14 protein-coding genes and 1 pseudogene are annotated in these 13,888 nt (G+C 56.7%); 8 read left to right on the top strand and 7 right to left on the bottom strand.

Translation table 11 applies throughout. From position 1 onward, the window contains the following. Positions 1-32: 32 nt before the first annotated feature. Positions 33-980 carry a radical SAM protein gene (locus MOV14_RS00720; RefSeq protein WP_318537313.1) on the bottom strand — a complete coding sequence of 316 codons (948 nt, stop codon included), beginning with the start codon at positions 978-980 and terminating at the stop codon, positions 33-35. A gap of 474 nt (positions 981-1,454) precedes the next feature. On the opposite strand from MOV14_RS00720, the gene MOV14_RS00715 reads away from it, so the two are divergent. The 4 genes from MOV14_RS00715 to MOV14_RS00700 all read left to right on the top strand — a co-directional run bounded on the left by MOV14_RS00715 (position 1,455) and on the right by MOV14_RS00700 (position 5,001). Beyond that, on the top strand, positions 1,455-1,691 hold the full coding sequence (locus MOV14_RS00715) for an AbrB/MazE/SpoVT family DNA-binding domain-containing protein (protein ID WP_318537312.1): 237 nt from the start codon (positions 1,455-1,457) through the stop codon (positions 1,689-1,691). A gap of 434 nt (positions 1,692-2,125) precedes the next feature. Continuing rightward, positions 2,126-3,148 (top strand): ATP-binding cassette domain-containing protein, encoded by a 1,023-nt coding sequence (locus MOV14_RS00710; protein WP_318537311.1) that lies wholly within the window; start codon positions 2,126-2,128, stop codon positions 3,146-3,148. Between the two features lies 1 nt (position 3,149). Beyond that, a complete protein-coding gene (locus tag MOV14_RS00705) occupies positions 3,150-3,920 on the top strand; it encodes an ABC transporter permease (RefSeq protein ID WP_318537310.1) in 771 nt (256 codons plus the stop codon). Between the two features lie 118 nt (positions 3,921-4,038). After that, on the top strand, positions 4,039-5,001 hold the full coding sequence (locus tag MOV14_RS00700) for an ornithine cyclodeaminase family protein (RefSeq protein ID WP_318537309.1): 963 nt from the start codon (positions 4,039-4,041) through the stop codon (positions 4,999-5,001). Between the two features lie 67 nt (positions 5,002-5,068). Here the strand turns inward: MOV14_RS00700 and MOV14_RS00695 are convergent, their stop codons facing one another. The 5 genes from MOV14_RS00695 to MOV14_RS00675 all read right to left on the bottom strand — a co-directional run bounded on the left by MOV14_RS00695 (position 5,069) and on the right by MOV14_RS00675 (position 8,611). Beyond that, entirely contained in the window at positions 5,069-5,602 is a 534-nt protein-coding gene (locus MOV14_RS00695; RefSeq protein WP_318537308.1) for a hypothetical protein, read from the bottom strand. 4 nt (positions 5,603-5,606) lie between these two features. Continuing rightward, on the bottom strand, positions 5,607-7,604 hold the full coding sequence (gene feoB, locus MOV14_RS00690) for a ferrous iron transport protein B (protein ID WP_318537307.1): 1,998 nt from the start codon (positions 7,602-7,604) through the stop codon (positions 5,607-5,609). Further along, positions 7,605-7,796: a FeoA family protein gene (locus MOV14_RS00685; protein ID WP_318537306.1), complete on the bottom strand. Its 192-nt coding sequence runs from the start codon at positions 7,794-7,796 to the stop codon at positions 7,605-7,607. Next, positions 7,783-8,076, bottom strand: a complete 294-nt coding sequence (locus tag MOV14_RS00680; RefSeq protein ID WP_318537305.1) for a FeoA family protein — start codon at positions 8,074-8,076, stop codon at positions 7,783-7,785. The genes MOV14_RS00685 and MOV14_RS00680 overlap by 14 nt, the downstream gene beginning before the upstream one ends. A 172-nt stretch (positions 8,077-8,248) precedes the next feature. Then, positions 8,249-8,611 carry a NifB/NifX family molybdenum-iron cluster-binding protein gene (locus MOV14_RS00675; protein ID WP_318537304.1) on the bottom strand — a complete coding sequence of 121 codons (363 nt, stop codon included), beginning with the start codon at positions 8,609-8,611 and terminating at the stop codon, positions 8,249-8,251. A gap of 146 nt (positions 8,612-8,757) precedes the next feature. Here MOV14_RS00675 and MOV14_RS00670 point away from each other — a divergent pair, with 146 nt between their 5' ends. Continuing rightward, positions 8,758-9,213 (top strand): metal-dependent transcriptional regulator, encoded by a 456-nt coding sequence (locus tag MOV14_RS00670; RefSeq protein WP_318537303.1) that lies wholly within the window; start codon positions 8,758-8,760, stop codon positions 9,211-9,213. 220 nt (positions 9,214-9,433) lie between these two features. Here MOV14_RS00670 and MOV14_RS00665 read toward each other — a convergent pair whose 3' ends face one another. After that, the gene (locus MOV14_RS00665; RefSeq protein WP_318537302.1) at positions 9,434-10,333 is read right to left on the bottom strand and encodes a DUF1028 domain-containing protein; all 900 of its coding nucleotides are present in this window, start codon (positions 10,331-10,333) and stop codon (positions 9,434-9,436) included. Between the two features lie 200 nt (positions 10,334-10,533). On the opposite strand from MOV14_RS00665, the pseudogene MOV14_RS00660 reads away from it, so the two are divergent. The 3 genes and pseudogenes from MOV14_RS00660 (at position 10,534) to MOV14_RS00650 (ending at position 13,884) form a co-directional block, all read left to right on the top strand. Beyond that, a pseudogene (locus MOV14_RS00660) lies at positions 10,534-11,029 on the top strand (rubrerythrin family protein). A 280-nt stretch (positions 11,030-11,309) separates the two neighbouring features. Beyond that, the gene (locus MOV14_RS00655; protein WP_318537300.1) at positions 11,310-11,711 is read left to right on the top strand and encodes a nitroreductase family protein; all 402 of its coding nucleotides are present in this window, start codon (positions 11,310-11,312) and stop codon (positions 11,709-11,711) included. A gap of 178 nt (positions 11,712-11,889) precedes the next feature. Next, positions 11,890-13,884 carry an oxidoreductase gene (locus MOV14_RS00650; protein WP_318537299.1) on the top strand — a complete coding sequence of 665 codons (1,995 nt, stop codon included), beginning with the start codon at positions 11,890-11,892 and terminating at the stop codon, positions 13,882-13,884. Positions 13,885-13,888 lie beyond the last annotated feature (4 nt).

The raw sequence follows: 13,888 nt of genomic DNA, 5'->3' as shown, positions 1-13,888 counted from the left end.
AGCATTTTTCTTCTATTCTTTGTTTTTATTCTTCACCTACCTGGAAGCTTCCTCATGTAAAACTCCTCGCCTATGTAGCTCAGCCTCACAACCTCCCCCGAGGCGATGAGCTGCTCCACGAGCTCCATGCCGACGCCTGCCCGCTCAAGATACCTCTCCACTTCAGATCTCCTCATGGGATGCACAGCAAGTATCCCGAGAAGCTCCTCCCGCGGGTTTGCCCCAGACCCGAACTCGCCCTCCGCAAAGCCCAGGAGAAGCCCAACCCTCTCCTCGCCAAGCTTCTCGGAGAAAACCCTGTACGCTCGGAGGACGTCCTGCTCGGGTGGAGGCTCCACCCAGCTTTCAGCGGGGGGCCTCGTCGGGACCGCTATGTAGGCTCTCGACACGCCTAGCCTCCTTACAATGGACGCTATCTCCTCGATCTCATCCATCTGGCCCAACCCTCTCACCAGCATAGTCTCGGAGATAAGCGTCCCCCTGAAGCCCTTTGCGAAGCTCTCCACACCATCGACGACATCGTCGAACCTTAAACTGGGGTGAGGCCTGTTAACTCTCCTCCAGGTCACAGCCCTCGCAGCATCAACCTTAACGGACACGAGGTCCGCTTCCTCTAGGTCGCGGCGCACGTCCTCCATCCACAGCAAGGAGGCGTTAGTTAGGACGGCCACCCTGGCCCCAAGCTCTCGTATGCCCCTGACCTCTGCACCTAGGTGAGCGTCGAGGGTTGGCTCGCCGTCCGGCACAAAGGTAACGTAGTCCACCCCAACCCCCCTCAGCTTGTCGCGTACGGCCTCGATGATGCGTTCCGGGTCGTAGAAGGCCCTCCGCGAGACCTCGAGTTTGACTGTGCGTCCAAGCTGGCAGTACACGCATGAGTAGGTGCACGTCTTGGCTGGGATGTTGTTGACCCCGAGGCTCCTCCCAAGCCGCCTCGAGGGGACAGGGCCGAAGACGATCTCGGCTCCGTTTGAAGTCATACAACGTAAACACGCAAGGCCCGCAGTTAAACCTTTTACTCTAAGGCCAAGTCCCTGGCAGCAAAACCAAAATATTCATGTTCAGAAAGAGTGGTGTAACGGCCGATGAGAGTGATTGTTTCTACTATCTGCCCCAATAGGATTCCCTGGAGTTGAGCTGGGATTTTTACATTGAATTGAAGGCGCTACCTGGGACAGCATTCCTGCGTGCCTGTAGGAGTGATATAGCTGACTTCTTCACTGGCAGCATCAGGGCTGAAGGCAGCGATCGGGCTTGGCTTAACCCCCGTGCAACAGCCAGCAGGTACCCGAGGAGATTGCAGACCTATGCCAGCTCGTTGGGGCACTGGGAGAGGTTAAGATGAGCCGGTGGTTGATGCCTCGGCCTCTCACCGTGCTCGTCGTCGCATCTGCAGGCTTACTGAGATTTGAGGTCAGCAAGGGATATTAAGTAATTAAATTAGGTAATACATTGTGAAACACGTTAAAGTGACGAGGAAGTTTCAGGTGACGATACCGAGGGAGGTGCGGGAGCTCCTAGGCATCAGGGTCGGCGACGTGCTGAGGGTGCGAGTTGAGAGCGGTAAAATCGTGCTCGAGCCCTTGAAGCCTGCTCTCGGCGACCCCGTGGAGTACCTCTCCTCCCTCCGGCCGGAGCCCAGCGACATCGACGCCGTCAAGCTCGTTGAGGAGTCGTGGAATGAGGACTGACGCATACATAGACACGAACATCTACGTCAAGGCTGAGGAACTCGAGGTAATCAAGTCAGACACCTATCCAGCTCGTTGAGCCCAGCTACCTCGCACCAGCTGACTCCGAAACCGCATGCTGTCGGACATTGTGATAAAGGCTACCACGCTCTAGCCGCAGCGGCGAAAAACAACCGCTTACACGCTGCAAAGTTTCGGGCTCAACAGGGGCGCCTAGCGATTATGAGTGGGACTCTTTTCACCGCAGTCGTAACGAGAGCCTCCAATTTGACGGCCTCCAAGTACCCTAAGGGGGGAGAATCCTGAAAAAGCTGGAGCCACCTTAGCTGTGTCGTTCTCTGTATGAATGAGGCGCCTTCGAGGAAAACTGCTCCTTGTACAGCTGGATGATGCATATGAAAAACTTTTTATACGTTCTGAAATAGCTGAGGCCGGTGGTCGTTCTAACGGCCGAGACGAAGGCTGTCTACGTTGAAGACCTAGTCAAAGTTTACCCCGGCGGGGTGAGGGCGCTCGACGGCGTTGACCTCGTAGTGGATGAGGGCGAGGTTCACGCGGTTGTCGGTCCCAACGGCGCTGGGAAGACCACGCTCATGAGGATCTTGACGACGCAGATACCTGCTACTTCTGGAACTGCTTTGGTGTATGGCTTCGACGTGCAGAGAGACGGGAAGAGGGTGCGCAGCCTTATAGGCTACGTGCCGCAGGAGTTCTCGGTGTGGACCGACGTCACAGGTTACGAGAACCTCCTCTTCTACGCAAAGATATACGGGATCCCCCGTGACAGGCGCGAGCGGGTTATATGGGACGCCCTCGAGCTGATGGGGCTCAGCGACGCCGCCAAGAGGCTTGTCAGGACATACTCGGGCGGCATGATCAGGAGGCTGGAAATAGCGGCGGCGATGATGGTGAGGCCGAAGATACTCTTCATGGATGAGCCCACGATAGGCCTGGACCCCCGCGCCAGGGAAATTGTCTGGGAGAAGCTGAGGCAGTACAGGTCAGAATACACCGCCACCGTTGTCTTCAACACCCACTACATGGACGAGGCTGAGAGGTTCGCCGGCAGAGTCACGGTGATCAACAGAGGGAGGGTTATTGCCGAGGGGTCCCCGCGCGAGCTCGTGAAGCTGGTTGGAGGAGAGACAGTGAGGCTGAGAATCAAGGGGGAGCTGGACAAAGCCCAGCAGGCGCTGGCGCGGCTTGACGGCGTCCTCGTGCTCTCCGCGAAGCCCGGAGAACTCCTCCTCTCGGCGCCGGACTCCTCAACACAGCTACCCGCTATACTCAAGGCCCTGACGCTTTCAGGTGTGGAGGTGGAGTCCGCGGCCCTGAGCAGACCCTCGCTGGAGGACGTGTTCATCAAGCTCACGGGTATGAGCGTCGAGGAGGCTGAGAAAGCCTCCGGGATCCGCGAGGTGGCGAGCATCAGGAAGGCTATCCGGAGGGGTGGCTGATATGCCCCTTCAGCAGCTTCTGGAGCAGACGGTCGCCTTCGTAGAGCTCGAGCTACGCCGGCTGAGGCACGACCCGACAGAAGTCTTCACCCGGGCAGTCCAGCCGGTGCTCTGGCTCACAGTCTTCGGGATAACGATGGAGAAACTTCGAGCAATACCGGCAGGCTCCGTAAACTACATAACTTACATCTCGCCGGGCGTCGTGCTACAGTCCGCAAGCTTCATAGCGCTGGCGTACGGGATCATGCTCGTCTGGGAAAGAGAGTCAGGCATACTGAAGAAGCTCGTGGCCTCACCTGTAGACAGGCTCATCATAGTCCTGGGGCGCTCGATGGCCGGCGCCGTCAGAGCCCTAACGCAGCTCTTCATCGTCCTGGCAGTAGCCCTGCTGATCGGAGCCAGGCTCTCGCTAGACCCGCTCAACGTGTTCTTCGCCACCGTAGTCCTGGTCGTAGGCTGCGCGGGGTTAACCTCACTCTCAATAATCCTCGCGGTGTTCATGAAGACCCGGGAGAGGTTCATGGGCATTCTCCAGGCAATCAGCATGCCCCTCTTCTTCACGAGCAACGCCCTCTACCCCGTGGACATCATGCCCGCACCTATCAAGGCGATCGCGCAGGTCAACCCCCTCACCTACATAATCTCCAGCCTCCGCGACGCCCTCGTTTTCGGCGACATCATGTCAGGCCTCACAGGCCTCCTCGTCACGCTAGTTTTCACAACCATCATGGTAGCGCTCGCGACCGCGTTCCTGCAGAAAATCGTGGAGTAACTTTCTCATCGAACCAGCATCCAACCCCTCAACTACAAAAATCTATAAATATTTGATTAACATTGAACTGGATCCCGTGAGTAGCCTAGAATTTTATTACTTGAAACAGGAGGATCTGGTGAAGATTGGCGTACTTGACATCTCGAAAGCTATAGAGGATGTTGAAGTGGCTTTCAAGGCGCTTGCTGAAGGGAGGATCGTGAATCCACCTAAAACGGTACTCGACTTCTACGAGACAGGAGGTTCCTATAAAGGCCACATAGTCTCGATGCCTGTTCACGCTCTTTCCCCTTACAACGTGGCATGCATCAAGTGGGCCGCGGGCTTCGTAAGAAACCCGCAACGTGGCCTCCCGCACGGGATTGACGTCATAGTGATTAGCGATCTAGAAACAGGAAAGCCCCTAGCGATAATGGACGGAACTCTTATCACCGCGGTTAGAACCGGAGCGGTCAATGCTGTGGCTGCCAAGTACCTTGCGCGGAAGGATTCCGAAATCGCAGGAATAGTCGGGGCTGGGGTTATAGGGAGGACGACTGCCTGGGGTCTTCAGGCAGTACTAGAGCTGTCGGAGCTTAAAATCTACGATATAAAACGTGACAAGGCGGAAGCACTCGCACGCGAGCTAGGACCAGAGGCGAAGCCTGTCTCCAGTGTTCAGGAAGCCGTGTCAGAGAGTGATGTGGTTGTGACTGCCACAACCTCGGAGGAACCCTTTGTCGAGGCAGAATGGCTGAAGAGCGGCGTTCTCTGCATACAGATGGGTAAGCGAGAGATTAAGGAGAAAGCCATAGTTTCCATGAACAAGATAGTTGTTGACAACTGGGAGCAGTACAGGAACTACGACAGAGCGCTGGTCACGAAGTTATATAAGTCCGGGCTTATACCCCGACCCTTTGAACTCCCGCAAATTGTTGCCGGCCAATCACCCGGACGAGAGGGGCAAGGTGAGAGGATACTCTTCGACTCCTTCGGGTTGGCCTGTGAGGATTTGGCGGTAGCCTACAGGTTATACCAGGATGCCGTAAAGGGGGGATTCGAGACAAAACTTGCGCTGTGGGACTACCCCCACTGGGTCTGATTTCTGTGCAGAGAACGGCTGGAGGGGTTTCAGGAACCAAGGGAAATAGCGCTATGATTGTCTGCTTTCAGTGGCTTAGACCCTTGAGGATTTCCCTGATGCTCTCGGCAGAGAAGTAGAGCGGCAGCAGCAGTGCGCCGAGGACCATGTGGGGTGCTATCCCCCATGGGTCGCTGGCTAAGCTCCAGCCCATGGACTCGCCACCGAGGAGCAGAGGGTAGTAGGCACCGAGGATGTCTGCAAGCAGTATTAGCACGTTGAGGATCATTAGCAACACTCCGAGAGCCCAGCTGGCGAAGAGAAAGCCTGTTGCTTTCACGTAGTTCTCCTTGCTGTAGAGGTAGACCGCTCTCGCGAGCATTAATCCCACCAGCATGAGCACCAAACCGGAGAAGGGGTCGGGGAAAGCGTTGGGCACGCACGCATCCAGGACGCTGGCGCACAGCTCAACCGGTTCCCCCAGCCACGGAAGCCACCACGCCACCACCCCGTTGTAGAGCTGTAGCAACCCGTAGAGGAGGTACAGCGCCGCCACAGCTAGGGTGTATGCCCGGCTCCACACGCTTAGCTTCACCGCCCCCTCTCTAAGAACCCCGGCCATAGCACTACACCCCTAAAAGACGGCCCACGGTAAGCACGAGCCAGGCCATGCCGTAGGCCAGCAGGATCTCGTAGGCGACCGTGAACAGCGCCCACTTCGTACCGGCTTCCTGTTTTATCGCCGCGATCGTTGCTAAGCACGGGACGTAGATGAGTATGAAGACCATGTAGGCGTAGACTGTCAGCGGGTCGTGTGTCGAGGCTATGACCGTTGCGATTTCGTCTTCACCGGCGCCGTAGAGTAGTGCTAGCGCGCCGAGCACGATCTCCTTTGCCACGAAGCCGAAGACTGCGGCTACGACGAACCTCCAGTCCCAGCCGAGTGGAGCGAAGATAGGCTGCGCGCCTCTCCCCAGATAGGCGACGATGCTGTCCTCGACATTCTCCGTGAAAGTCAGGTTGGGCGTGAAGACCGCGAGCAGACCGAGAACCAGTATACCGGGGAATATCACCTTGCCCGCCTTTGTGAAGAAGAGCTTAGCCCTGCCCCACGCCTTGGACAGGGCTACGCGCGGCACAGGAATCAGGTACTGGGGTAGTTCTATGATGAAGGATGTCGACTCCCCCCTTAGCAGAGTCTTCCTGAGCACAACCGCCACGAGTAGGGATAGGAGGATGCCGAGCGCGTAAAGGGATAGAAGGACGTCACCCGCCGCGCGCCCCCAAAGGGCTGAGGCGATGGCTGCGAAGAATACAAGCCTCGCCCCGCACAGCATCAGGGGGTTTATGACGATCGCAGCTATCCTATCCTTCTCGTCCGGTATCGTCCTCGTGGAGTACACCGCCGGTACGTTGCACCCGAACCCCAGGATCATGGATATTATAGCCCGGCCGGGGAGGCCGAATTTACCCAGTATCTTATCAGTCAGGAAGGCCGCCCTGGCCATGTACCCGAAGTCTTCAAGCATCGAGAGGGCGAAGAATAGAGCCATTATGAGCGGGACGAAGCTGAGCACGGTCCCCACCCCGTTTAAGACCCCATAGTCGCCGAAGAGCAGGTAGTCGAGCCACGGAACCCCAGTAGCGCCGGAGAGCATCTGAGCCGCCCAAGCGAAGGCGTCTCCGAGGAGGCTGTTGAAGGGCGCTGAGACGTTGAAGGCGAACTGGAACATAATCCACATTATGGCAAAGAATATGGGGATTCCGAACGCGGTGTCTAGGAACGCCTGATCCAGTATATCGGAGACTGTCACCGCTCTAGCCCTTACGACAACTCCTTCAAGGATGCTCTCGATAGCCCTGTAGCGCTCCTCCGCGAAAACAGTCTCGGGGTCCCCCAGCTCCCTCGCAAAATCACCTCTTATCGCATCTATTCTCCTCATAGCTTCATCCCCCACGAGGGCTTTCACTCGGCTGGCTACCTCTTCGTCACCCTCCAGTAGTTTGACAGCAACCCACCTGAGGTTCAGCTCGCTCGGGAGACTGCCGCGCAAGAGCTCCGAGACCCTGCCTATGTACTTCTCCACGCTCGGGCTGTACTCCACGATCTTGCGTGTGGGCTGCTTGGAAGCAGCCAACACCGCCTCACACAGCTCTCTCATCCCCTTCTTCTTCGGAGCAACCGTAGGGACTATGGGAACTCCTAACCTCTCGCTCAACAACCTGATGTCGATTCTCGCGCCTGAAGCCTCTAGCAGGTCCACCTTGTTCAGCGCGACGACGACGTTAGCCCCCAGCTCTAGCAACTGTAGCGTTAGGTACAGGTTCCTCTCGAGATTCGACGCGTCGACGATGTTGACGACCACGTCGGGTTTCTCGTAGATTAGGTAGTCCCTTGCGATCCTCTCCTCGATCGAGTACGCCGTGAGGCTGTACGTCCCCGGGAGGTCTACGATGTAGATCTCAGTGCCGTCGAAGTAGCAGAACCCCTCAGCCTTCTCGACGGTTTTACCCGGCCAGTTACCCACGTGCTGGTGCGAGCCAGTAAGGTTGTTGAACACCACAGACTTCCCCACATTGGGGTTCCCTGCCAGCGCTACCCGAATCCTCTGGCGCTCGGTCACCTACTGCACCACCCCCACGAGTATCTTCATGGCGACTCCTCTGCCGAGAGCTATCCTAGACCCCTTAACGTCCAGAAGAATGGGTCCTGACCCGAAGGTCTTAAGCACCCTGAGTGTAGAGCCAGGCGTGATGCCGAGCTCTAGGAGCCTCGCAACGAGCCCCCTCCCAGCCCTTATATCAATCACTCGCACCTCGCTCCCCTCCAACGCCAGAGTCAGGGGAATCATACCCAACGACCTCTACGAGCACAACCTCCGCCTTCTCCCTTTGAATGGAGACGTTGTAGCCCCTCACTTCGAACTCGATCGGGTCCTTCAGGGGCGCGTTCCTCACCATCTTGACCGTCGTGCCTTTAGAAAGGCCCATCTCCACAAGCCTCCTCTTAAGCCAGGACGGCGCATCCGCGTAGCCTACAACAGTCCCCACTTCTCCAGGCCTCAACTCACTGAGCCTTTTCCTAACCGCAGCCATGTTTAGGCTCACCGAATTTTTTCATTCCTTTTGGTAGCGATATAGGTATCCCTAACGGAGTTAGGGTAAATGTTAGGGTAGCCTAAAATTTTACGATATCAGTTGCCTGAAGCCTATTAAAAGGGAAGGGAGCTAGGCACCAAGCACATCTGCAAGTTTGCCGCGTGCTGACTCAGGGCTTTCGCAAAACCGAGTTCAGGGCATCCTCCACCCTTGTACCCGGCTCACACTTGACAAACTTTATTTTAGCCTCAGCGAGCAAGTCTGCGATCCCCATTCCTGCAACCGGTCCCAATACGACTTCAACGCCCTTCTCAGCCAAAGTATACACGAATATCGGGCCCGCGCCCTGACTGAACTTAGCCGCCTTGTTCTCGATCACCTCGAGTAAGCGGTAGCTCATCCCCTCCTCGTCGATCTCGAGTATCGTGAGTGTAGGGCACCTAGCCAGCTCGCTTGCAACCCTATCGCGGAGGCCCTCGTAACCGACTGTGGCTACGGCGACTCTCAGCATCCCCACACTTCGACCCCTCACCCACAGAATAATGTGCTATAGCTTAAAATTTTACCTTAAGATATCGATGGCATTCGCGGGTAGCCCCCTGACAGCAGGAGCCGCTACATTCAAACGCTACCCACTGGGGGAATAATTTTTAGGCTGACCAAACACTATACACTTGTATGGAGTTCATCACGGAGAGGATGGAGGACTACCTGCGAGCAATATACGAGCTCGAGAAGAGCAAGGGGTACGCGCGAGTGAAGGATATCAGCTGTAAGCTCAGCGTCAAGCCTTCAAGCGCCGTTGAGATGCTGAGGAAGCTCGAGGAAAGAGGCTTGGTGACCCACGAGAAGTACGGTGCCGTGAGGCTGACGGAGCGCGGCAGAGAGCTGGCCGAGGTTGTTGAGAAAAGGTACAACTACATCAGGAGGTTTCTCGAAATGCTCCTGGTCCCCGAGGACGCCGCCCGCAGGGACGCGCACATCCTCGAGCACGGCCTGCACCCCAAAACCATTCTGCAGATAATAAGGTTCGTGGACTTCATAGACAAGCACCGAGATCACCCCCGCTCGATAACAGCCTGGCTCAGAAAATTCGAGAGATACTGTAAAGAAGTCGAGCAAAAAGAGCAGTAGGCGAAAAAGCCAGAGACTCGGTACAGCGCTGCAGGCCCCTCCGCGCCTCACCCCCACCGAGCTCAGCTTAGCCTAAATCCTTTAATGCAACTTAGACAGCGGGATACAATGCCTTAAGGATTCATGACCTTACAGGAACAGGGGTCCGCGCTTAGGTCCCCGAGGGGAGGCGTACAGACTTCGCGGCGGTAGAGGTCCAGCTACTCCGAATGGAGGGTTGCTAAGAAACCTGAGCGCTCTCAATCAGGTACCTGTAGATTGTCCCCCAGATCAGCCCGTCGCTCCTCAGCTTGTTCTCGAAGTTGTTTATCATGGCCCACTCCGTGAACGCCTTCTCGGTTTCGTCGTCCCACCTGCCCGTGACCTCGCCCTTGTAGAAGCCGGCCTTCTTCAGGGCGAGCTGCACCCTCTCGGCAACAGCGCTCTTCTCGACGACGTCGCTCGGGTCTTCGCGCTGGAGCAGCGTCAGCTCCCAGATTCTGAAGATCCTCCTCAGCTCTCGGACCGGCTCCGGGTGGTCGTCGACCCTCAGGTCGACGTACCTGTCGGTGTACCCGCCGTAGCCCTCGCCCTCCCTGACGACAAGTATGGCCGCCGACTGCTTCCCCCTCCTGTCGCCCCCAGCCTTGTCTCCCGCTTCGAGCGCCGCCAGTAGCTTGTCGACGAGCTCGCCCTTCGTCGTCTCAAAGGCCCTGGCCATGGCCTCGACGACCTCCGGCCCAGCAAGTATGTTGCCCTGAGCCGCGAAGAAGTCTCCGACCACGTGCCCAGCATAGGGGTAGCAGTTCTTCCCCGTAAAAGCGGCCGCCTCCCCCCTCGAGTCCACTACGCCGACCTGCCGGTCCTCCCTTCGTGGGTCGTCCTCGAGTAGCATCGCTAAAACCTGCTTAGCCGAGTGCCCCTTCGCCAGCAGGTCGAGCCCGCGAGGCCCATAGGACACGTTTGCCAGAGCCTGGGTGGCTATGGCCCCTACCCGGGCCTTCGCCCAGGGGACTAGAGCGCCGACGGCCACGAACTTCGACGCCACAGCTACGCCGAGGTCCCCCGTCTCGGGGTCAAACCCCACTATCGAGAAAGTTGCAGGTCGAGCACTTGCCGAGTAACGGCTGTGCTTGTGCATGGTGATTACGCTGGGAAAACCGCTTATCAGCCTTTCCGTCCTAAACACGTAAGAATTTTAGCCGAAAGCGCGAACCGAAACAGAAGTCTTCTATCCCCTTTCCTGTTCGGAAAATACAGAGAATTAAGGTGATTTTACCGTCCAGACGATCAAACCTGACGATCAAGGAGGTTCTGGTCAACGCGCTCTCCGGGGAATCTATGGTGCACACACGGTACCTTGTTTTCGTCGATACCTCCGAGAGGGGCTCCCGAAACGTGGCCCGGCTCTTCAAGGCTATAGGCTTTGCCGAGCTCGTGCACACGGGGAACCACTACAGCAACCTCAGAGGCCTAAGGGAGGAGGCCAAGGTCTCAGCCGGCCTCCCCATCGGTCCCGGCAACACGAGCAGGAACCTGGAGATAGGCATCATGGGGGAGACGTTCGAGGTAAACGAGATATACCCAGCGTACATAGCCATAGCGAGGTCACAGGGAGAGAAGGAGGCTGAGAGGTCATTCACGTGGGCGCTGGAGGCTGAGAAGATCCACGCAGAGCTCTACTCGAAGCGAAGGAGTACGTCGACAAAGGCCAGGACATGCCCATAGACGGCAAAGTGTGGATATGCCCCGTGTGTGGCCACACGCACGTCGGCCCTGAGCCCCCGAGAAGTGCCCTGTCTGCGGTGCACCCAGGGAAAAGTATCAAGGCTTCTAAACATCTCCCATTTTTCTCCCCTCCTCACTCCCAGCGGCTTCGCCTCCGGCCCTGAAGCGATTCTTCCCTCAATACGCTTTACTAAGCGAAACGATATATATGCAGTATCTGGATACATAGCGTGCGTGAACACCGGAGGCTGTACACTGGAAGCCCTGATCGAGTTCCTTAAAGCCAGGAGAAGTATAAGGAGGTTTAAGTAGCAGCCACAGCCGCTAAGCCTAATCCTGCAGGCCATCGACACGGCCTGCTTCGCCCCCAGCGCGCGGAACAGTCAGAGTTGTTCATAGTCGTCACAGACCCCGTCGTCAGAGAAAAGCTGGCCCAGGCCAGCCCACCACCTCCCGACCCTGCCAGGCCCAAGCCACTCCTAGAGGCACCACTAGTCGTGATCCTCGCTGTTAATAAGGACGAAGACCCCATGTTCCACAAGTACGACGGCGCGCTTGTAGCGGCTTACTTCATGCTCGCCGCGCACGCATTAGGCCTTGGCACGGTATGGGCGGGCATCGGGACAGAGCAGGAAATCAGCGCCGTGCGCAGAGCTGTAAGCCTACCCGACAGCTACCTTTCAGTGGCGCTCATCCCCGTCGGCTACCCCGATGAGAAGCCGGAGCCCCGGCCGAGAAAGCCCATTGAGGAAATAACGCGCTACAACATCTTCCAAGTTAACGTAGCCTAGAGCCGAAGAAGACATTTTTCTTATGCATCTTCACCTATAACGCAAAGCTAGACAAAGTAAAACGGTAAGTCTATACACAGGAAGCCCAGAGCTCCGGTGGAAGTCCGCGTGACAAAGGTGTATTACGAATGGCTATTAGTAAAGAAAGCATATACGTAATAGTTTTGATACATTCTTGATGCAGGGGAAACTTCTGTTCAGACCCATAAGCATCGGGAAGACGTGGATCAAGAACAGGATCGCGATGGCTCCGATGGGTTTAGTGACGATGGTGAACCCCGATGGGTCTATCAACCGGAGAATCGTGGACTATTATGTCGAACGCGCAAAGGGTGGGGTAGGTCTAATCATTACTGGCCTCACTCGGGTTGAGAACGAGATAGAGGACTTACGCTTGGATGGGCGTCACGTGCTACCAATACTTGACTCAGTCAAGCACGTCTCCCCGATGTCGGAGCTCACAGAGGAGGTTCACCACTACGGCGCCCGCATCTTCGTACAGCTCACAGCCGGTGTTGGACGTGTGGCACCCACGCTCACCCTTCTTTCCGGCTTTAAGCCGGTCTCCGCATCAGAGGTCCCCTGCTACTGGGTTCCCACTCTGAAGACGAGGGCTATGACGAGGGAGGAGATCAAAAAGCTTGTAGAGGCTTTTGGTCGTGCCGCCGAGTACGCGTATCTCGCGGGCTTCGACGGGATCGAGCTACACGGGCACGAGGGATACCTTCTCGACCAGTTCACAAGCTCCATATGGAATAGGAGGGATGACGAGTACGGTGGAAGCCTTGAGAACAGGCTTAGACTCCCTATTGAAATTCTCAACGCGATTAAAGACACTGTTGGCAAAGATTTTCCAGTTGTTTACAGGTTTGGAGTTAAACACTTTTTGAAGGGATACAATAACCCGGGGTTACCTGGGGAGGAGTTCGCGGAAGCTGGGAGAGATATAGAGGAAGGGATCCAGATGGCGAAGATCCTGGAAAAGGCGGGCTTCGACGCGCTACATGTTGACGCCGGATGCTATGACAGCTGGTACATGGCTCACCCTCCCGAGTACCTCCCACACGGATGTTTGGCCGACTTCGCCGGGATGGTGAAGAGAGAGGTCAAGATACCTGTTATAGCGGTTGGTAGGCTGGACGACCCTGTCGTCGCCGAGAAGGTCCTTGAGGAGGGGAAGGCTGACATGGTGGCAATAGGGAGGGGGCTACTAGCTGACCCTTACTGGCCGGCGAAGGTGAGAGCAGGGAGGTACGAGGAGATAAGGCCGTGTATAGGTTGCCACGAGTGCTTGTACAGGATCATCGAGCTGGCCCGTCCCCTCTCCTGCGCCGTAAACCCTGCAACAGGGCGTGAGAGGGAGCTGGAGCTGAAGCCGGCAGCTCATAGGAGGAGGATCGTGGTTTGCGGCGGAGGCGTTGCCGGAATGGAGTTTGCCCGAGTGGCCGCGATCCGTGGGCACGAGGTAATACTGTTCGAGAAGGACTCGGAGCTAGGCGGCCACCTGATCGAGGGGGGTGTTCCCGACTTCAAGTACGATATTCGCAGGCTTAAGCGCTGGTATGAACGGCAACTCGAGAAGCTGGAAGTCGACGTAAACCTCAGGACTGAGGCCACTGTTGACAGGGTTCTGGGGGAAAACCCCGATGTTGTCGTCGTCGCAACGGGGTCTAGGCCTGCTGTTCCGCCTATTCCAGGGGTAGACAAGCCCAACGTGGTTCAAGCCGTTGACCTGCTTCGAGGCCTTAAAGCCGTTAAAGATGATGTCGTGATCGTAGGCGCGGGTCTCGTGGGCGTTGAGACAGCGATCTGGCTCGCGCAATCTGGGAAGAAGGCCACAATCGTCGAAATGCTACCTGCTCCTAACATCAGTGTAAGCCACGCTAACAAGCTGTACCTGATGACCATGCTCAAGTACCTAAAGATCCCCTTGATGCTGAATACCAAGGTTAAAGAGGTTCTCGACGGTCGCGTCGTCGTGGAAACACCTCACGGTGCGCGAGAGATACCTTGCGATAGCGTTGTTCTAGCCACGGGGATGGTCCCCAACAGGGAGCTTTACGACGCTCTCGCAGCCGAGCACCCGAATGTTCATATAATCGGGGACGCGTTAAGCCCCAGGAAGATAAGGGATGCTGTTTGGGATGCTTATTACCTGGCGATCTCGGTGTAGGTGG

This window comes from Infirmifilum sp. NZ, assembly GCF_022693705.1.
Classification (GTDB): Archaea; Thermoproteota; Thermoprotei; order Thermofilales; family Thermofilaceae; genus Thermofilum.
The sequence above is the reverse complement of the archived record's forward strand: the minus strand, read 5'-3'. Positions and strand labels throughout refer to the sequence as shown.

What these genes read in the sequence shown, in the direction of transcription:
- MOV14_RS00665 (WP_318537302.1), bottom strand. Translation starts at nt 10,333, where the DNA reads ATGCACAAGCACAGCCGTTACTCGGCAAGTGCTCGACCTGCAACTTTC.
- MOV14_RS00680 (WP_318537305.1), bottom strand. Translation starts at nt 8,076, where the DNA reads ATGGCTGCGGTTAGGAAAAGGCTCAGTGAGTTGAGGCCTGGAGAAGTG.
- MOV14_RS00650 (WP_318537299.1), top strand. Translation starts at nt 11,890, where the DNA reads ATGCAGGGGAAACTTCTGTTCAGACCCATAAGCATCGGGAAGACGTGG.
- MOV14_RS00720 (WP_318537313.1), bottom strand. Translation starts at nt 980, where the DNA reads ATGACTTCAAACGGAGCCGAGATCGTCTTCGGCCCTGTCCCCTCGAGG.
- MOV14_RS00670 (WP_318537303.1), top strand. Translation starts at nt 8,758, where the DNA reads ATGGAGTTCATCACGGAGAGGATGGAGGACTACCTGCGAGCAATATAC.
- MOV14_RS00695 (WP_318537308.1), bottom strand. Translation starts at nt 5,602, where the DNA reads ATGGCCGGGGTTCTTAGAGAGGGGGCGGTGAAGCTAAGCGTGTGGAGC.
- MOV14_RS00705 (WP_318537310.1), top strand. Translation starts at nt 3,150, where the DNA reads ATGCCCCTTCAGCAGCTTCTGGAGCAGACGGTCGCCTTCGTAGAGCTC.